Genomic DNA, 19394 nt, shown 5'->3' with positions numbered 1-19394 from the left:
ATCTGTTCCATTTCTATGCAAAGCGATATAAGCGCTTACAAAAAAAGCTGGCACAGCCGTTTATTTTCCATTGGCACGACTTTTGCTCTAGTTTTTATTGTCAAAAAATCAATGGATATAAAGGAGGCTGTACAAATGATTTATGCACAACCGGGGCAAGCCGGCTCCAAAGTTACTTTTAAAAAGCGCTACGACAATTATATCGGGGGAAAATGGGTTGCGCCTGTCAAAGGGGAATATTTTGAGAACATCACGCCGGTAACAGGCCAGATTTTTTGCGAAGTGGCCCGTTCGACAGCGGAAGATATCGAATTGGCGCTGGATGCTGCCCATGCCGCCAAGGACGCCTGGGGGCGCACATCGGCGGCCCAGCGTGCCTTGATTCTGCAAAAAATCGCCGACCGCATGGAAGCCAATCTGGAGCAGCTTGCCGTAGCCGAAACCTGGGATAACGGAAAGCCCGTCCGGGAAACGCTGGCTGCCGACCTTCCTTTGGCAATCGACCATTTCCGGTATTTTGCGGGCTGCATTCGCGCCCAGGAGGGAACGCTCGGAGAAGTGGACGGCGATACGGTTGCCTATCATTTCCATGAACCGTTAGGCGTCGTCGGGCAAATCATCCCATGGAATTTCCCGCTGTTGATGGCTACATGGAAGATTGCGCCGGCGCTCGCTGCGGGCAACTGCATCGTGCTGAAGCCAGCGGAGCAAACGCCAGCTTCCATCCTGGTCCTGGCGGAGCTGATCGGCGATTTGCTGCCTCCAGGAGTATTGAATATCGTCAACGGCTTCGGGCTGGAAGCAGGCAAGCCTCTTGCTTCAAATAACCGCATCGCCAAGATCGCTTTTACAGGAGAAACGACGACAGGCCGCTTAATTATGCAATACGCATCACAAAACATTATTCCGGTTACGCTGGAATTGGGCGGCAAGTCTCCCAATCTCTTTTTTGAAGACGTTTTCGCCAAAGACGACGCGTTCTTGAATAAGGCTATCGAAGGGTTTGTGCTGTTCGCTCTGAACCAAGGCGAGATTTGCACCTGCCCGTCCCGCGCCCTGATTCAGGAATCGATTTACGAACCATTCATCGAACGGGCATTAAAGCGCGTGGCTGCGATCAAGCAGGGCAATCCGCTCGATACCGAAACGATGATCGGAGCTCAGGCATCTTCGGAACAGGTGGAGAAAATTTTGTCCTATATCAGCATTGGCAAACAGGAAGGTGCGGAATGTCTGATCGGCGGAAACAGATCGTCGTTGAAAGGCGACCTGGAAGGCGGGTATTATATTGAGCCGACCGTGTTCAAAGGGCACAACAAAATGCGTATTTTCCAAGAAGAGATTTTCGGGCCGGTCGTTTCCGTAACGACGTTCAAAGATCAGGAGGAAGCGTTATCCATCGCCAATGACACCCTGTACGGGCTGGGGGCAGGGGTATGGACCCGCGATATCAATACAGCTTACCGTTTCGGAAGAGGCATACAGGCCGGCCGCGTATGGACCAACTGCTACCACGCTTATCCGGCGCACGCGGCATTCGGGGGCTACAAGGTTTCCGGGATTGGCCGTGAAACGCACAAAATGATGCTTTCCCATTACCAGCAGACGAAAAACCTGCTTGTCAGCTACAGCCCTGACGCTTTAGGATTCTTCTAAGAAGGTCATCGTCATGGAAGAAGTCCGAAAAGTTCTGGCCACTGACGCCGCCCTGGAACTGATCGAGTTTTTGAAAGCCAAATACGGTCCTGTCATGTTTCATCAATCGGGAGGGTGCTGCGACGGCAGCTCTCCGATGTGCTACCGCGAAGGCGAATTTCTGATCGGCGAATATGACGTGTTATTGGGGGAAATCGGCGGAGCCCGCTTTTATATGAGCCGGGCCCAATATGAATACTGGAAGTTTACGCAGTTAATCATTGATGTCGTTCCCGGCAGGGGAGGCATGTTCTCGCTGGAGGGACCGGAAGGACGCCGGTTCCTGACACGCTCCCGCGTTTTCACGGACGAAGAATTAAAGGCGCTTCAATTATAAGCAGGGGTAAATACAATACTATAGTCTAATGGCCATTTGAGGCAATGAATAAGGTACGCAAGGGGCAGGGGGATTTTCCTCCTGCCCCTTGCGTCGCTATTTTACATGCATAGTACAAGTTTAGAAACGAATACATTATGATGTCATGCGCGAAGGGAGAGATTCCAAATGATCAACCGACAGGATGCCAAAACATATCGCTTGAATATTTTTTATGGCGAATCGGATTTGAATCGGATCATTGATGATTTGGCCAAACAAACGGTCCGGAAAAACGCGGGAGATTTTGTCTGCCGGGGAGTAAAAAAAAGCCGGACGTTTAGACGAGCTGTGTAGCGGATGACGGGAAGAGGAGTATCATTTACCGGCCTTTTCCGGTTCGCTCCGAGAGATCCGTTTGATATATTCTGGAGGTTCCGCAATGAGGGTTGCGAATGAGAAAGGAAATAAGACGGCCATTTACGTGAGGGTCAGTACGACGAAGGAAAGCCAAAAAGACAGTCCCGAGCATCAAGAAGCCGTTTGCCGGGAAAAAGCGCGTCAAATGGAATTGGAAGTTTTGGAACAATTCATCTATGAAGACAGGGATACGGGTACGACTATTGTTCATCGCCCTGCCATACAACAACTGATCCTGGATGCGAAAAGAGGGGAATTTCGAAATGTCATTTTTGCCTCATTATCGCGTTTTTCAAGAGATTCCCTGGATTCCTTATCGCTTAAACGAATATTGGTCGATACGCTTGGGATCAGATTGATTTCACTGGATGAAGGATTCGATTCTCTTATCGACTTGGACGAGTTAAAATTTCAGATCCTATCCGCAGTCAATCAGAAATTAAGCGAACAAATCAGCTTCAGCTCCCGTCGGGGAATAAGACAGTCCGCTCTGAAAGGAAATTTTATCGGAAGCGTGGCTCCTTATGGATATAAAAAAGTGATGATAGATAATAAGAAGACATTATTACCGGACGATCAGACCAAAGGAATTGTCCAATTAATATTTCAACTATACACCGCTTACAAAATGGGAGAGAAACAAATCGTTAAATATCTGAACGAAGAGAAGAAAATTGCTTCACCCAAAGGCGGTGTTTGGGGGCTTTCTTCCGTGCAGCGGATATTACAAAATGAAGCCTATACAGGAGTTAACGTATTCGGCAAGTATGAGTCCAAACTGATTTATAATAATACGGAGGATCTCTCGGACAGAACAAAGAAACTGGTCAAACGGGATCAAGAAAAATGGGAACGGGCAATTCATCCTGTGACTCACGAAGCGATCATCGATACAGAGCTGTTCAAACTGGCTCAAGAGATCCGGCTGCAGCGCGGTGGCGGGAAACGTGGCGGAATACGAAACAATAAAAATTTGTTTGCAGGTATTATACAATGCTCCCACTGCGGGGCGGCCATGGTCACCCTGCGGTCAAAAGGCCGGCAAATCCATCGCGAAGGCAAAGAATATCGATACTTGATTTGTTCCAAACGGAGGAGGCAAGGAGCTGCAGGATGCCATAATGATTATTGGCTTCCTTATCATCCGTTTAAAAAGGATTTGCTTGACATCATCTCCGATCATGTTGCGCAAAGCAGCTTGGCAGAAGATTTATTTGAAAAATATAAAGACTTATTGAACATCAATAATGACGATAGCGGTAAACAAATCCAATATGCTGAAAAGCAGCTTGAAAATCAACGCAAGCTATTATTTAAACTTCGAAAAGAAAAAATGCAGGGGACTTTGAACGAAAAGCAATATGAATTTGAGAAACAGCAATACGAAGCCGATATCTTTGCATTGGAAAAAAAGCTGGAAGAACTCAGGAATAACCATGAAAAGAAAAACAACTTGAATGAGTTATATGAGGAAGTCATGGATTCATTGGACGATTTGGTGACATTGAATTTCGATGACGAAGATGAATTTGAAGAACTCCGGTTGATTATTTTGAAATTAATTGAGCGGATTACCGTTGACCGCAAAGGAAACATTTCTGTTAAGACAACATTCGGACCCCAATGGAAAGATCTTGCTGCTCAGGAGGATGAAGCTGCCGGTGGGAAGCACTCATACTAAAATGATGCCACTTTCAAACCACATCACGAATGTAATGCAAAAACTCAACGTAAAGGGACGTTCGCAGGCGGTTGTCGAGCTGATCAAGCTTGGGGAGTTGCAGATCTGAAAAATTTCATTGACCCTAACAAAGCCTTCTTTTTGCGGTTCCTCTGCATAGAGGATCGTGAGACGAGGGCTTTTTGGTTTGGGGAGAAAATTTGATATAAATTTTAAAATTTTCCTTCAACATCTTACCCATTATGTGATATATTAGTACAGGACTAAAGTTCTAAAATATGCCAGCAGGAAAACCTGACGAAAGTAAGGAGGAACCGCATTTAGGACTATTTTTGAGAACCCTTTATATAGATATGTATAGTAAGAAATACCTATTAAGCATGAGATAATAAAACAAATGTATCATGAGGTGTAATGAATGAAGCTTACGATTGGCAAAAAAATGTTGGGTGGATTTCTTAGTGTTTCTTTACTTCTTGGAATCATTAGTTTTATATCGTATTACAACATCAAGAAGGTAGACGAATCCTATTCCGATTTGGTTGAGCGCCGGGTCATCATTTTATCCAATGCCAAGGATATGCAAATCAGTGCTTCGCGGCAAATTTCCGGTATGCGAGGGGTGTTGATGCAAGAAGAAGGTTCATCGGAGATAGTAGCAACCGCTATTAATGATCTGAGCGAGAAGATCAATGCTACCATCCAAATAGTCCAACGTGAAGAACTCAAGGCTAAATTACAAAAGCTGCAAATATTGAACGCCGATTTCAAATCGCAATCCGATGCGATAATCGCTTCGGCGAGAAGCAATCCCGAACAAGCTGTACGTCAATCAAACCAAGTTTTATTTCCATTAGCTAGAGAAATAAGGGACATGTCAGACCAAATCGCCAATGAACAAGCAAAATTGATGGAAGAAGCAAGTGCGGCTAACCGTCAGTTAGTTGACTCGGTTGTGACTACCGTTCTTTTTCTGAGTGTTTTTGCTTGTATTTTGGCCGTATTGATAGGGGTATATATTACTCGAATCATCAAAAAACCTATTTTAACTATAGCCGCCAGTGCAAAGGAAATTTCATCAGGGATTCTTACCGGGGACGATATTAAGGTGAAAAACCGCGATGAAATTGCGGATCTGGCAAACTCCTTCAATCAAATGAAGATGAACCTCCGGCATTTGATTGGTCAGGTAAGTAATAATGCCAAGCAGGTTAGTGCCACTTCACACGATTTATTTGAAAGTGCTGAACAGACCAGCAAAGCTACGGAGCAAATATCGATTGCCATTCAAGAGGTGGCATTGGGCTCTGAAAAACAGGTTCACAGCGCCGCGGAAGCGAATCAGGCGGCCGCTGAAATTTTAAGAGGGATGAATCAGGCGGCCTTGTCCATTCAATCTGTTGCTGATCTGACTACAACAGCTAACGAAAAAGCAACCGCTGGAAATAAAGTGGTGACGCAGGCTATGGAACAAATGAATGTTATGCAGCGTTCAGTGGGACACACCGCAGAGGTGATAAATGCGCTTGGCGAAAAGTCAAAAGAAATCGGTCATATTGTTCAGTTGATTACCGAAATATCCAATCAGACCAACCTGTTAGCTCTTAATGCTGCGATAGAAGCTGCGCGGGCCGGGGAACATGGAAGAGGTTTTGCTGTAGTTGCCGATGAAGTACGAAAATTAGCAGAACAATCCGGAGACGCGGCGGGCCAAATTCGTCAACTGATCGGCGAGGTTCAAGCGGAAGCGGACAAGGCTGTTCAATCGATGGACGAAGGGGCTAATGTTATACTTGAGGGTATTCAAATGGTTCATCAAAGCGGTGAAGCTTTCAGAGACATCGTCAAGGCGATCGAACAAGTTGCTGCCGAATCTCAAGAGGTATCTGCTATCATAGAACAAGTGAATTCAAGCTCACAAAGTATGGCGGAAATGATGGAAGGCGTGGCACATATCGCTGAACAATCGGCAGGAAATACACAGAACGTGGCTGCTTCAGCAGAAGAACAAAATGCCTCCATGGAAGAAATATCAGCCTCTGCGGAATCCTTAAGCAAGATGGCTCAAGATCTGCAGGAAATGATAAGCAAATTCAAAGTGTAATATCTATGAATCCTCAAAAGCTTTCTTTTTACGCTGCCTCTAAGTGGAGGGATCGTAAGACGGGGGCTTTTTTTTGTTAAACGTTTCCTTAAAAAGTCATTTCCTATGCATATTGCAAATATGCATATTGCAAACCGAAAATCAACATATTATTGGTAAATGAATGGTCTTGGGAAGGAAGTTTGTTATGAAATTTTGGACTGGATGTATAGCGGTGATGCTGATTCTTGGTTCCGTCTTGGTTGCTGAAGCGCAAGAAATTGCAATTCCGACCAAACAGGCTGCTATTGTTATTGACGATTTTGGTAACAACATGTTCGGAACCAAAGAGATGATGAACCTGCCTTTTCCGATTACCGTTGCGGTTATGCCATTTTTGCCAACGACCAAAAGGGATGCGGAATGGGCGCACCAAGCCGGTCATGAAGTGATAGTCCATATGCCGATGGAGCCCAAGTCAGGGAACAAAGACAAATGGCTTGGACCCGGGGCGATTACGACCGACCTCGCCGAAGAGGAAATCAGGCGGCGTATTAACGCCGCGATTGATGATGTTCCCCATGCTGTCGGCATCAATAATCACATGGGTTCAAAAGTGACGGCCGATGCTCGCATCATTCGCATCATACTGGAAGAATGCCAAAAAAGAGGGATGTATTTTCTGGACAGCCATACGAATTACCGGAGCATTGTTTCCAAAACGGCGTCAAAAGTCGGAGTCCCTTGTATTGAAAACCATATTTTCCTGGATGATATCAACACGAGGGAGCATATTTACAAGCAAATTACATTGCTTCAGGAGCATTTGAAGGACCATGACCAATGCGTAGCGATAGGGCATGTTGGAACCCGAAAGAAAACGGCAGCGGTTTTGGGAGATGTCATCCCTAAATTAAAGAAGGAAATTCAATTTTTGCCTGTATCCGCACTGGTCAAAAAACAGCCGCCCTTATAAGCAGCAAGCCGAGGGTCATCCGCTTGTTGTCTGCTAGTGGATCAAACGGCGAGCACCCCAATAATGCGCATCATAATAAGGCGTACCGAAAAGGGGAGTGATTTTGACTTCTTTGGTCCCTCCGTAGGTGCTTGCATGGAGTATTTTATTGTTCCCAAGATAGATGGCCACGTGAGAAACTCCTCTGGTATAGGTTCCGTACAGAAATACCAGATCGCCTTTGCGAAGATCGGATTTATTTACAGGCGTCCCCATTTGGCTGATCAATGCTGCAGAATGAGGAAGGTTGAATCCGTTTTGATTAAAGGAATATTGGACAAATCCCGAGCAGTCAAAAGCAACATATGGCGTATCTCCGCCAAATACATATGGTGTTCCAAGCTGTTTCAACCCCGTTGCAATGACGGCATCGGCTTTGGCTTCCCAGCTCTGTTTTTGAGCGGTGGAGCGGGGAAGATGGATCACCACGCCTGCATAAATGTTTTGCGGGTCCAGGTTAGGGTTGGCCGCTACCAGATCGGACAGTTTAATATTCAGCTTTTGCGAAACGGTCCAGAGCGTATCAGAGTCCGTGGCTATGTATTGATTGGGAGCGTTTGCAGCAGCGACTCCGCTAAATAAAAAGGTTCCGGCCAATACGGATGAAACGATCATATTTTTCATTTGTTACCTCCTGTATGTTATTCTAGTTGCACTAACCATTCTATCAAGGATGAAGAAATCGAATAAAGGGGTAAATTCTGGAATCGGAAAAAGGAAACAAATGAGCGTTTTCACACGGTTTGGATGAGATAATGGATTTCATTAGCAAAATTCTATATAATGAATGGATAAGGGTTAAGGGAGGGATAACCATGCGTATCAAGAATAAAGGCATACGGTTGTTTTTTTTGCTGTTCATTCTGCTTGCGCTGGCAGTGGCTTCGGTCAGTCCCTTCATTACTATCGATCCTATATCCAGAGGGTTGTCGTCATCCTTGGGACATTCAACGTATTCCTCAGGTACGATGGTTTTCCAGCAGGTCATGATGACATACCTGATCGCAGCTTTTTCTCTGGCTTGCTGTCGGGACCTGCTGAAATTCTTGCTGTTCCGAATGCCGATCAATCGTTTTGATTGTACGGTTCCTAAGCGGATGAGGAAGGTTCTGCTGTACCCGATCAAGTTTACTTCACATTTTGTGGCGTTTTGAAGCCTGCATGTTTGATCGATACATTACAATAACCGATTCGGATACAAAGTGAGCTTTCAGGAGGTCATTGAATTATGCCAAATATCAGAGAAATCGATTTGCCCGGCATCGGCCGGAAATTTCAACTTATTACCCGTGGAGGAGACAAACTGGTCATCATTATCCACGACGACGGAAGAAGAGAACTTTATCATTTTGAACATGAAGATCCGGATGACAGCATTTCTATGGTAACTCTCGACGACGACGAAGCACGCATCATAGGCAGCATCATCGGCGGAATGAATTATAAGCCCAAAGCGCTGGAGACCATTGAAGTGGAACTGGATGATTTGACCATTGAATGGTACAAGGTCGAGCCGAACTACAAATGTGTCGGCCTGTCCATCGGGCAGTTGGAAATCAGGCAAAAGACGGGCACCAGCATTATTGCGGTGGTTGAGAAAGATCACAGCAAGAAAATCAATCCGGGTCCGGATTACGTGTTTAAAGCCGATTCCATGCTGATTGTTGCCGGAGAACGGAAACATTTAAAACTCCTCAAACAGATTTTGGTTAGCGGGAGTGAATAAGCATGGATCATATCGTTCTGGAGGTAGGTCTTGCTATTTCACTCATTGCTATCGCGGGCTTGTTATCAGCTAAACTGCGCTTTTCCGTTATCCCGTTTTACATTTTGGTCGGTATGGCGGTAGGTCCTCACGCCCCCAAAATCGGATTTTTCGATTTCCGCTTCATTGAGAGCGCGCCATTGATCGAATTCATGGGCCGTCTCGGAGTTCTTTTCCTCCTCTTTTATCTGGGACTGGAATTCTCTGTCGGCCGTTTGATTAAATCAGGCAAATCCATCGCCGTCGGCGGCACGATATACATCGCGATTAACTTTACTTTGGGCCTTCTGCTCGGCTGGATGCTGGCCCTTCCTGTAAAGGAAATATTAGTCGTTGCAGGGATAACCACGATTTCTTCAAGTGCCATTGTTGCTAAGGTTTTGGTAGATTTAAAAAGAACAGCTAACCCCGAAACCGAGATGATTCTTGGCATTATCATGTTCGAAGACGTATTTCTGGCTGTCTATATCTCGATCCTCTCCGGACTTGTCCTAAGCGGCGCTTCCTCGCTTGGCGGCGTATTGCTTTCCGCTTTAATGGCTTTGGGATTCATGCTCTTCTTTATCATCCTTGGCCGAAAGGCCGTACCATTCTTAAACCGTGCATTAAATATTCGATCCAATGAGCTCTTCGCGCTTGTGATTTTTGGCACTTTGTTTTTGATTGCAGGCATTGGTGAAACAATTCACGTTGCCGAGGCCATCGGCGCGCTGCTGACCGGGCTGGTTCTGGCGGAGACAGAGCATATGAAGCGGATCGAGCACCTCATCCTTCCTTTTCGGGATTTCTTCGGAGCCGTGTTCTTCTTCAGTTTCGGCTTGTCGATTGATCCGCTTACTTTAGGCGGAGCCGTGTGGTACTCTCTGGCGGCCGTCGTCGTTACATTGATCGGAAACTTCATTGCAGGCATGCTCGCGGGGAAATACGCCGGCTTGTCATCCAAAGCGTCGGCGAACATCGGGCTTACGATTGTGTCACGTGGCGAGTTTTCCATCATTATGGCGAACATCGGCAAAGCGGGCGGATTGCTTGCGATTCTGCAGCCGTTTGCTGCGCTCTATGTTTTGATTCTGGCGATCCTGGGACCGCTGCTGACTAAAGAATCCAAGTGGGTCTACACCATGCTGAACCGCATTATTCCGCTTGAGAATACAAAAAAAGAGCAGAAGACTCCTGCTCGGCAGATCGATGAATCTTGAAAATAAAAATGCAGATGAAAGATAAAGGCAGGCATCCGTACCTGCACATGCTGCTCCGGTATGGCTTGTTCGCAGCCGGTATCGTTCTCGTATCCGTAGGATTGGAGCTGTTTCTGAGACCCAATTGGATCGTGCCTGGCGGTGTTCAAGGCCTCTCGATCATGCTGGCGTATATCACCGAAATGCATATGGGGTTGTTTCTTTTTCTGCTTCACCTTCCGTTTGTTCTTCTCACGGGAGTGAGGCGAAAGGACATTTCCGCCTGGATGGCTTGGATCGGCCTGCTGCTGCTTACTTTCGCTACGCTGCTGCTGCACCCCGTACCGCCGGTGACCGAGCATCCGCTCGCTGCATCGGTTGCCGGAGGACTGATGCTCGGGATCGGTACCGGAATGATGGTCAAATATGGTGCGCACGCGGACGGAGTAAGGGAAACGGCAGTATGGTTAAGGAAAAAAACGAGGCTTTCCACCGCTGAGCTCGTGACTCTGATTCATATCGGCATTCTGGCTTTGGCCGGGTTCCTCTTTGGTTGGGAACAAGCTTTGTACTCCATTATTTCTTATTTCCTGGCTTACTGCTCGCTGCAGTTCATGCTAAGGGACCATTTTGATCTGATGATGGTGTGGATCAGGACCAATCATGCATCCGCCGTGAAAGAAAAGGTGTCCGAGGCATACGGCGATCAAGCGGTATGGGTATCTTCACCGGCTTATTCCAACACATCCCCGAATGAACTGTTTCTCATTATACCGCGTGAACTTATGACCCGGATCCAGCCGGTTCTGTCGAGTGCGGACCCTGAGGTCTCCGTGATTTTCACTCCGATCAAACCATCGGAAGCGGCGGAATATACGCGACGATAGCGACAAAGAGGCACCCTCATGGGATGCCTCTTTGTCATTTATTTCTTTTTGAAAACGTTCATATTTTTATCAAAAAGCAGCCATGACTTTCAGGCCGTATGAATTGACAACCCTTTGAAAAGAATATACGATTAATTTTATATGCCTAACTATAACTTTGCAGTACCGGGCTGAGACCGTTGAAAGGCGCGGATCGAGCTTTTTCCAAGGGTTTTCTGTTGTCAAATGGTTTTTTTTGTGAAAAACCTGCGTAATCTGCCGGAAACCTGAATGTTTTGGGCATTTTCGGTGTATAATGGAATTATATCAACCTATTATAGTAAAATATACTTATATGCCTGACTGCAAGGTATCCAAGGAGGAAACGGATATGGATAACATCACATCTCTGTCGGAATTGCTGGCAGAGCAGAAGGCGTCGTCGTATATAGAAATTCCAGGGGTCGTCTCCAGAACATTCGGCCAAACGACGCTTTCTACAACATTGCCCATGAGCAAGCTTTTCGCCATCTATGAAGTGGATTTGGAGGTTCAGCGCTCCATCGTCCCGCAAAACTTGTCCAAAATGATGGACTATATCATGCTCTATCTGGATCACGGACAAGGGATTTATTTTCCGGGGATTATTTTGTCTGCCCGCGGTGCCGGTGAATATGATCCGGATTCACGCTTGTACAGACTTCAAGCCATCGAGAAACTGTACGTGGTCGACGGGCAGCATCGCTTGGCGGCATTCCGGCGTTTGATGGAAACGCTGCAAAGCGCTATGGCGCGGGCCAAAGACCGCAGAGAGTACGATCGTATGGAAGAGATTTCGGCGAAGCTGAGCAAGCTGTACACGTTCCCGATGTCCACGATGATTTATCTTGATATCAATGCGCGTCAAGAGCGCCAGCTGTTCTCGGATATCAATAAGCTCCCGCGCAAGATCGGCGGGAATTTGGCGGTTTTGAGAGAGCAGCGCAGATTTTATCATGTCCTTGCTTCCCGTCTGGCACTGGAGACAGAGGTGATGAAACAAATTCCGGTCGATATGTTTACCGAGCGGGGCAAAGGGCCGGAGTACCTGTTCTCTTATCACCTGCTGATCGAGATAATGATTGGTTTGTTTGAAGGGCGTTTGAAGTCAGCCGCCCGGAACAACGGGTATTACTTCGAGGATCAACAGGTGGAGGAGCACATGAAGCTGGCCGTCCATTACTTTGAGAGCCTGCTGAAGTATTTGCCTGCGCCGGAAAAAGGCGAATTGTGCTGGTCGGAGAACCTGCAAATCGCTCTGTCCATGTTCTTCCATGATGAAGTGACCAAAACCGGCACGTTTAACAAATATGCGCTTGACTATGCGCTTAAAATTTTGCCTCACATCGATTGGGATGCCATTTACACTGGGGATGAGAAAGACCGTTTGCCCAGACGCTCCCGCATTATGAAAGCATACCAATATATTAAAGATTTTTATCAGGAGCACCATATGTTCCTGATTCGTGAAGACTCGCTTGCTGAACAAGTTTTCCAAACGGATAACACTAAGGAGGACGTTGGCTAATGGACGGCTTAAACCTACAAATGACGATCCATCCGTTTTGTGATCGTTTCGGACTTGCAACGGTAGCCATTCAAGTACAGGATTTGTTGAACTATACAACGATCGACCCGATGGTGCAGAGGAAGCTGAGCGCAGGTCAGCGCCGCAAAATTGCGAACTATTTGCAAGAACGCGATCTTGACCGCGTGTTTTTTGGCCCGGTTACGCTCAGCCTGCGGGATGTCAGCAGCTTGGCTAAGGCGGATAACGGTTTGTTCCTGCGCCCGGGTTCCAAGCTGAGCATACTCGACGGACAGCACCGTATTCTTGCGCTGGGGTATGTAGGCGAGCAAATGCTCAAAGAAGCCCGCAGCCTGGAAAAGAAGGTTGCCGCTTTGAAAATCAAGCATCGCAAGACGCCGGACAATGCGGAAATTGCCGCCGAGCTGGAACAGCTTGAAGGGCAGGTAGAGCAGTTGGAGCGCCGCCGTCTGGAGCTTATGGAAAGCGAGCTGGCGGTTCAGATTTATATCGGCCTTAGCGAAGAAGAAGAAAAGCAGCTGTTTGGAGACATTAACTCCAAGGTGCAGCTGGTAAGCAAGGAGCTCGGCCATTCGTTCGACTCCATCGACCCGCTCAACGTTGTTATTCAGCAGGTAGTGGATCATAACGTGTTCTTGAAGGGCGCGGGCGTGGAACGCAGGGCCAACCTGACCGCATACAACAAAAATTTCACTTCGTTCAGCTGGTTGTATTCTACGGCCACCATGTTGTTTACCGGGAAGATGCAGCCGTCTTATGAGCTGGCGCGTAAGATCAAGCAGGATCCTTCCACGTATATCGAGATTTTGCACCAGTTCTTTACCACGCTCATTCCGTTGATGCCGGAACAGCCTGGTCTGCCTCAGTACAGTTCGTCTTCGCGTGCCATGCAGGAGAGTATCGCGCTTTATGCGAACCGTTATTTGTTTGCGGACGGCAAATATGTGAGAAACTGGACGACCTGTTTGAACATTTTTGAAGGCTTCGACTGGACCCATGAAAACGAGCAGCTGATCGAACGTTTCGGGCTGCTTGACAATGGGAAGCTGAACCTCATTCATGAGAAATCGCTGCGCAAACACGCCAAACTGGTTGAATTGTTCCAGGAAATGCATGGCGACCCGGTCAATGAAGATGAAGCATCAGCATAATCGAAAATGAGAAAAGCTCCACGGCGACCCATAGGTTTCTGTGGAGCTTTTTTGGTTTCCGGAGCGATGTAAACTTAAACGCCGGTCAGTTTGTTGATGACCATAATTGCCGCACCGGTGGCAAGCGCATCTTCCCCCAAGGAGCCCTGGCTGAACACGACCTGGTACTTCGGATAGTAGTAGGTTCTTTGGATGGCGACGCGAGTGGCGGTATGGAAAAAACCGGGATGGCTGCCGATCAAAGCACCGCCGAGAATGACTTTCTCGGGATGCAGAATATTGAGCAAATTGGATAATCCGATGCCAAAATAAGTGGCGGCCTGAGTGAACAATTCGACGGTTAGAGGATCATTCTCGCGCAAAGCCTGTCCCAGATGAGCAAACGTGATTTTCTCCGGATCCGGCTCCATACGGAGCAATAGGCTGTCACGCCCCTGCTTAAGCCGGCGCTGAGCCTGCCGCTCCAGCGCATGAATGGAGGCGTACGATTCCCAGGCGCCGAAATTGCCTTCATCCCACAGCCGGGTCCCGTCGGTTTGAATAATCATCTGCCCGACGGCTCCTTCCATGTCCACTGCCCCGTAAACGACCTGCCCGTTCGTCATCATGGCCGAGCGCAGGCCGACGCCGACATGAATATACAGCAGATGCCGATAATCCCGCCCGCGGTCGGACCAGGACTCTCCGATCAGGGCGGTATTGGCCCCGTTGTCGAGGAGAACGGGAAACCCGAGCCTCTGCCCCAGAACGTCGGTCACGTGCACCTGGTTCCAGCCCTCGGAAGGGAAATATAAGGGTTCCAGGATGGTGCCCGAGGCTCGATCGACCGGTCCTACCGCCCCGACACCCATGCCAAGCACTTTATTTGAGGAAATGCCGCGCCCGGACATCATCTTCTGCGCCGTCAAGACAATCTCATCAAACAGTACATCCGGACTAAGGCTCTCGGTCATCACCCAGGTTTTCGACTCCAGCTTGTTCATTTGCAGGTCGAAGAGCATCAGCTTGGAGTACATTCTGGATATATCCAGTCCGAACACATAGGCATAGTTGGGATTAATGGTGTATAGAATCGGCCTTCTGCCGCCTGTCGATTCTCCAAAGCCCGCCTCCAGGATCAGCCCTTGCGCCGTTAGCTCTTCAAGGGTTCGGGTCAGGGTGCTGCCGGTCAGGCCGCTCTTATCGAGGAGGTCGATTTTGGATACGGTTCCCACTTTTCGTATTTGTTCAAAAATATCTTTTGCTTTCCGGCCGGAAATTCTTCGTTCCAGGCTATCATGTTCCATGATCTTCCTCCGATGCCAGAATCATTGCTGATTAAAATATAATTATACTATACTCGTGACGGGTCGGAAACAATAACGTGATTTTTGCGGCCGTGTTCTGGTAAAATAGGGTGTAGTTTGTAATATTCAATCGGCTGTATGAGATATGCGGGAAGGGACGATGGAGAGATGGCGGAGTGGTTTGAAAAGAGCTTTGGACAAGATTATTTGTTGGTATATAAACATCGTGATTTACAAGGGGCTTATGAAGAGGTTCATCGGATGATGGACTGGCTAGAGCTGCCGGAAGGAGCGAGAGTGCTTGATTTATGCTGTGGAATGGGCCGCCATTCGATGGCGCTTCATGACTTTGGCTTTCAGGTCACGGGAGTCGACCTTTCTGAGGTGCTTTTGGCAGAGGCGAAGAAGCTGGACAGGAAGGGTGAAGTGCGATGGATTCAAGGAGATATGCGCAGCGTGCCTTTGACGGAGCAGTTTGATGCGGTTGTTAATTTGTTTACGTCCTTCGGTTATTTTACCGAGCCTTCTGACAATGAAAGGGTATTAAGGGAAATTCAAAGACTGCTTAAACCGGAAGGACGTTTCATTATCGACTATTTGAATCCGTCTTATGTGGCCGCTCACCTCGTCCCGCATTCGGTGCGTACGGAAGGCGGGATTACCATCGACGAACGGCGTCGGATCGAGGATGGGTTCGTCCGGAAAACGATTGTGCTGCAGGATGAAAAGAACCGGGAAGAACGGGTTTATGATGAGCAGGTGAGGCTAATTGATCGGGAAACCTTTCTTCAGATGCTGAGCAGGGCGGGATTGGCTGCAGATGCCGTGTACGGCGGCTACGATGCTTCTCCATATGAGCCCGATGACTCCCAACGGATGATTTTTGTAGGCAGGAGGGAAGCGTAGGATGTCAAGTCGATTGTCGTTATCCACTACGGTTACGGAGCACGGCGATGTTCTGCAGGTGAAAGTTCCGCTTCCGTTTCCTTTGCGCTTTGTCAACAGCTATCTGCTGCCCGGGCCCGGCGGCTGGACATTGATCGATCCGGGCCTCCGGACGGAAGCGGCCGAATTGCTGTGGGAGTCGGTGCTCGCCGAACGGGGGATTCGTTTTGACCACATCGAGCGAATCGTGCTCACTCATCATCATCCCGACCATTATGGCCTGGCAGGATGGTTTCAGGAACGCTCGGGAGGCGCTCCCGTCTTGATGTCGCAGACGGCCTGGGAGCAAACCCGTCTCCTGTGGGGCGAGGGTCAGCCTATGACGGAAAAGCTGATGGCGCTGTTTCGAACCAACGGGCTGCCCTCGGAGCTGGAGAAGACGGTGCGGGAGAATATGGACAGCTTCGTACAGGCCGTATCGCCGCAGCCGCAAGTCACCATTATTGATGAAGCGCAAAAAGTAAGGCTGGGCAAGGACGACTACGAGCCTATACATACGCCGGGGCATGCTTCCGGGCACCTGATCTTTTATCGTGCGGAGACGGCAACGATGTTTTGCGGCGACCATGTGCTGCCGCAAATTTCGCCTAATGTCAGCTATTTGCCCGGTATCGACGAGAACCCGCTTGCAAGTTATATGGCGAGCTTGGAGTTGATCAGCCGCTACGAGGTGCGCCTGGCGTTTCCGGGCCACCGGGAGCCGTTCGCTCATTTGCAGCAGCGGGCGAAGGAACTGATCGCTCATCACCGTCAGAGGCTTGAATCAATGCGTGTTCTCCTGACGCAGCCGCGTACGGCTTATGACGTATGCCGCGCCGCCTTCGGAGAGAAGCTGAGCACGCACCAGCTCCGGTTCGCTCTGTCGGAGACGGTGGCGCACCTGATCTGGCTGCGCGAACAAGGGGCGGCGCGGTGTACAGAGCGGGACGGCATCATCCGCTATGAGCAGCAATAAGCCGAGCGTGCCTGTTCCGGCGCGATAAGCGAGATCCGGTGCTTTCTGCATATTTTACTGCAAAATGGGAAATATGAGACCAGTAAGAAATGCAGAGCTCTTGCTCTCTGCCATGCGCAAAGGAAGGGGAAGGCTCAATGACAAAAGACGGCATGCCGCCGAAAGGCGCACCGCTCCGGCTGCTGCTTCCGGTCATCGCATGCCTTGTTGCGGCAACCGGCTGCAGGGCATCTGATAACGAATCGATGAGGCCGCTTCCGTACGAAGGGGCGCGGCTGACGATGGCCGGAGTTGACGATGGTCCGGGAGGACTGCGCGTAACGACTTCGGAGCACTTCACCCGCTTGGCGGGCGGGAAGCTGCAGACTTATGCGGCGGCGGAGCCGCGCTCGCAATCCTTTGCCACCTTCGCGGACGCAGCTTGGCAGTGGGAGCAAAAAGCGTCTCCGCAATTTATTGCCGTCGGTGAAGCCTGGGTGCGTACTCACGGCTTCCCGGCATCCTGGGCCAAGCAGCTGCAGCGGCTTGGTGTGAGGCAAGGACGCAAGCCCTTGCTTGCCGTTGTGGAAGGCTCGGCCGAGCGATGGGTGCGCAGCCCCGGCGGAGCGGAAGGCGGTATGGCGCTGCTCGGCCAAAGCGGCTGGGCCTTAGACACGCTGGGCGCCTATGATTCCCGGTATGGCGACGACCTTGTCCTGCCTTATCTGCCTGCGGAGGCGTTATCCCGGTCGGGCGAGGGCAGCCGGAAGACAACTCCTCAGGCCCTGCTGTTTAAAAATCAAAAGCTTGTCACCGTGCTTTCCGCCGGTCAAAGCGAACTGCTTTCCTGCTTGCGGGGCAGCGATCTGCCTCGGCTTGTTTGGCCGGGGACGGATCAGGCAGAATCCGCCGCCGGCAGATCCACAACGCTTCGGCAGGTCTCCTGCAGGGTGGATATAGCCGCCAATGGCGATTTAAAGCAGCCGAAGCTGAGGGTGGTTTTGACGGTATCGGCGCTTTCGGACGGACGGTCAACCGCCGGGCAGTGGAAAGAAAGGCTGAAGCAGCAGGGGGCGGAGCTTATCCGTTCTCTGCAGGAGCTTCGGACCGACCCGCTGCGTCTGGGGGAAGCCGTCCGTAAGCAGTACAGCGGCTTATGGACGCAAGAACGATGGAGAGAAGCGCTGTCTCGGGCGGAAATCAAATTGGACGTTGACGTCAATTTACATGGAGGTACGTAAACAATGAATGCACGATATCCGTGGAAACGGGGAACGGTATGGTTCTTTGTACTGCTCCTCGCGTCATCTCTGTTTGCCTTAACGGCCTGCCAGAAGGATCAGACTACGCCCCCGCAGGGGCAAAATCAAAATCAAGGAGACCAGGCTGCCAACCCGCCGGCGGCTCAGGTGGAGCTTGTGCCGATCAGCTACACGGAGGCGGACAAGGAGAATATTCGAAATACTGCCAAGTTCACCGGCGTCGCTTCCATTTATGTACCGCAAAAAGCGGTTCCCGATGACAAGATCGACCAAGTGCAGGGCAACGGGAAGGTGATGACGGTGAAATATAAACATATGGCTGTCCTGGAATCGCCTGAAGAGCTCAGGCCGCCGGGGCAGGAGTCCGAGAAAGAAGTGAAGCTAAGCATTGGTACAGCCGACTGGTTAACGGTAAACGGACAGCGCGCGCTCTATCTGAAGCAGGGGGACACGTTTATCGCCATCCAGCCTCTCCAAGGCACTGCTCCGGAAGCCATAGAAGCCATTGCCGAAACGCTGGCGCCGCTCGAATAAACAGCCTGACCCGTAAACAAAGAGGGCGATGCTTCTCATCCATGAGAGGCATCGCCCTTGTTTTTACGGAGCGGTATTACCGCATTCCTTTCTCTTTTTCTTCCTGTTTGCGGTGTGCAATCCGACTGCTGGCCGATGCGGCGATAGCTCCGACGATATCGTCCAAAAACGTATGCTTGCGCTCGCCGTTTTTATCGTTAAGTTCTTTTACAATACCCGGTTTGAGCTTGTCGATATAGCCGAAATTCGTCAGACCGATGCTGCCGTATACGTTAACGATGGAGAGCGCCAGGATTTCATCGCAGCCGTAAAGCCCTTCATCGTTCTCGATCATTTCCTGCAGGGGAGACATCAGTTTGCCCTGCTCCGACAAGATATCCAGCTGAATGCCTGTCAGAATGGCATTTTGCACTTCCCGCTTGGACAACACCTGTTCCACGCTGGACAGGCATTCTTCCATCGTCAGGTTATCATAATAATCTTTTTGCAGAAAATACGTCAGTTCTGCAATATCCTCAGTCCGGACCCCGCGTTTCATAAGCCATTCACGGGAGGCTTCAGCCACTTCCTTGCTGTTCAAAGTGTATTTCATGAGGACGCCTCCTTCGTATTTTCGATCTGGCGATTCGCTTCTTTTTGGGAAAACACATTTTTTATTATAGGCTTCCAAGGACA

19 protein-coding genes and 1 pseudogene are annotated in these 19394 nt (G+C 49.3%); 17 read left to right on the top strand and 3 right to left on the bottom strand.

Going from position 1 to position 19394, the window contains the following annotated elements:
* The first annotated feature begins 135 nt into the window (after nt 1-135).
* The 7 genes and pseudogenes from adh (at nt 136) to IJ22_RS14205 (ending at nt 7171) form a co-directional block, all read left to right on the top strand.
* Nucleotides 136-1656 carry an aldehyde dehydrogenase gene (gene adh / locus IJ22_RS14230; protein ID WP_062409288.1) on the top strand — a complete coding sequence of 507 codons (1521 nt, stop codon included), beginning with the start codon at nt 136-138 and terminating at the stop codon, nt 1654-1656.
* A gap of 13 nt (nt 1657-1669) precedes the next feature.
* Nucleotides 1670-2032 (top strand): DUF779 domain-containing protein, encoded by a 363-nt coding sequence (locus IJ22_RS14225; RefSeq protein ID WP_054818982.1) that lies wholly within the window; start codon nt 1670-1672, stop codon nt 2030-2032.
* Nucleotides 2033-2200: 168 nt separating this feature from the next.
* The gene (locus tag IJ22_RS26365) at nt 2201-2368 is read left to right on the top strand and encodes a hypothetical protein (RefSeq protein ID WP_160327386.1); all 168 of its coding nucleotides are present in this window, start codon (nt 2201-2203) and stop codon (nt 2366-2368) included.
* 85 nt (nt 2369-2453) lie between these two features.
* On the top strand, nt 2454-4112 hold the full coding sequence (locus tag IJ22_RS14220; RefSeq protein WP_062409287.1) for a recombinase family protein: 1659 nt from the start codon (nt 2454-2456) through the stop codon (nt 4110-4112).
* A gap of 16 nt (nt 4113-4128) precedes the next feature.
* A pseudogene (locus IJ22_RS26780) lies at nt 4129-4221 on the top strand (LuxR C-terminal-related transcriptional regulator); the annotation flags it as partial.
* Nucleotides 4222-4530: 309 nt separating this feature from the next.
* Nucleotides 4531-6216: a methyl-accepting chemotaxis protein gene (locus tag IJ22_RS14210; RefSeq protein ID WP_062409286.1), complete on the top strand. Its 1686-nt coding sequence runs from the start codon at nt 4531-4533 to the stop codon at nt 6214-6216.
* Nucleotides 6217-6403: 187 nt separating this feature from the next.
* Nucleotides 6404-7171: a divergent polysaccharide deacetylase family protein gene (locus tag IJ22_RS14205; RefSeq protein WP_235594135.1), complete on the top strand. Its 768-nt coding sequence runs from the start codon at nt 6404-6406 to the stop codon at nt 7169-7171.
* A gap of 33 nt (nt 7172-7204) precedes the next feature.
* Here the strand turns inward: IJ22_RS14205 and IJ22_RS14200 are convergent, their stop codons facing one another.
* Nucleotides 7205-7834: a C40 family peptidase gene (locus tag IJ22_RS14200; RefSeq protein WP_062409285.1), complete on the bottom strand. Its 630-nt coding sequence runs from the start codon at nt 7832-7834 to the stop codon at nt 7205-7207.
* Between the two features lie 191 nt (nt 7835-8025).
* Between IJ22_RS14200 and IJ22_RS14195 the strand changes: the two genes are divergently transcribed.
* The 6 genes from IJ22_RS14195 to IJ22_RS14170 all read left to right on the top strand — a co-directional run bounded on the left by IJ22_RS14195 (nt 8026) and on the right by IJ22_RS14170 (nt 13758).
* A complete protein-coding gene (locus IJ22_RS14195; protein WP_054818987.1) occupies nt 8026-8364 on the top strand; it encodes a hypothetical protein in 339 nt (112 codons plus the stop codon).
* A 74-nt stretch (nt 8365-8438) separates the two neighbouring features.
* On the top strand, nt 8439-8936 hold the full coding sequence (locus IJ22_RS14190) for a cation:proton antiporter regulatory subunit (RefSeq protein ID WP_062409284.1): 498 nt from the start codon (nt 8439-8441) through the stop codon (nt 8934-8936).
* A 2-nt stretch (nt 8937-8938) separates the two neighbouring features.
* Complete coding sequence (locus IJ22_RS14185; RefSeq protein ID WP_062409283.1) at nt 8939-10174, top strand: cation:proton antiporter; 1236 nt, start codon at nt 8939-8941, stop codon at nt 10172-10174.
* Nucleotides 10171-11040, top strand: a complete 870-nt coding sequence (locus IJ22_RS14180; RefSeq protein ID WP_062409282.1) for a YitT family protein — start codon at nt 10171-10173, stop codon at nt 11038-11040. The genes IJ22_RS14185 and IJ22_RS14180 overlap by 4 nt, the downstream gene beginning before the upstream one ends.
* Before the next feature lie 370 nt (nt 11041-11410).
* Nucleotides 11411-12586, top strand: a complete 1176-nt coding sequence (locus IJ22_RS14175; protein WP_054818989.1) for a DNA sulfur modification protein DndB — start codon at nt 11411-11413, stop codon at nt 12584-12586.
* Nucleotides 12586-13758 carry a DNA sulfur modification protein DndB gene (locus IJ22_RS14170; protein ID WP_054818990.1) on the top strand — a complete coding sequence of 391 codons (1173 nt, stop codon included), beginning with the start codon at nt 12586-12588 and terminating at the stop codon, nt 13756-13758. The genes IJ22_RS14175 and IJ22_RS14170 overlap by 1 nt, the downstream gene beginning before the upstream one ends.
* Before the next feature lie 74 nt (nt 13759-13832).
* Here the strand turns inward: IJ22_RS14170 and IJ22_RS14165 are convergent, their stop codons facing one another.
* Entirely contained in the window at nt 13833-15044 is a 1212-nt protein-coding gene (locus IJ22_RS14165) for an ROK family protein (RefSeq protein WP_062409281.1), read from the bottom strand.
* Between the two features lie 168 nt (nt 15045-15212).
* Between IJ22_RS14165 and IJ22_RS14160 the strand changes: the two genes are divergently transcribed.
* The 4 genes from IJ22_RS14160 (at nt 15213) to IJ22_RS14145 (ending at nt 18719) form a co-directional block, all read left to right on the top strand.
* Entirely contained in the window at nt 15213-15950 is a 738-nt protein-coding gene (locus IJ22_RS14160) for a class I SAM-dependent methyltransferase (protein WP_054818991.1), read from the top strand.
* Between the two features lies 1 nt (nt 15951).
* Entirely contained in the window at nt 15952-16944 is a 993-nt protein-coding gene (locus tag IJ22_RS14155) for an MBL fold metallo-hydrolase (protein ID WP_062409280.1), read from the top strand.
* Between the two features lie 137 nt (nt 16945-17081).
* On the top strand, nt 17082-18164 hold the full coding sequence (locus IJ22_RS14150) for a Ger(x)C family spore germination C-terminal domain-containing protein (protein ID WP_054818992.1): 1083 nt from the start codon (nt 17082-17084) through the stop codon (nt 18162-18164).
* 3 nt (nt 18165-18167) lie between these two features.
* Entirely contained in the window at nt 18168-18719 is a 552-nt protein-coding gene (locus IJ22_RS14145; RefSeq protein WP_062409279.1) for a hypothetical protein, read from the top strand.
* Nucleotides 18720-18795: 76 nt separating this feature from the next.
* On the opposite strand, the gene IJ22_RS14140 is transcribed toward IJ22_RS14145, so the two are convergent.
* The gene (locus IJ22_RS14140; protein ID WP_054818994.1) at nt 18796-19311 is read right to left on the bottom strand and encodes a phosphatidylglycerophosphatase A family protein; all 516 of its coding nucleotides are present in this window, start codon (nt 19309-19311) and stop codon (nt 18796-18798) included.
* Nucleotides 19312-19394: the final 83 nt, after the last annotated feature.

This window comes from Paenibacillus naphthalenovorans (assembly GCF_001465255.1).
In the GTDB taxonomy this organism is placed as follows: Bacteria; Bacillota; Bacilli; order Paenibacillales; family NBRC-103111; genus Paenibacillus_G; species Paenibacillus_G naphthalenovorans.
This window is presented reverse-complemented; position numbering and strand designations above follow the sequence as displayed.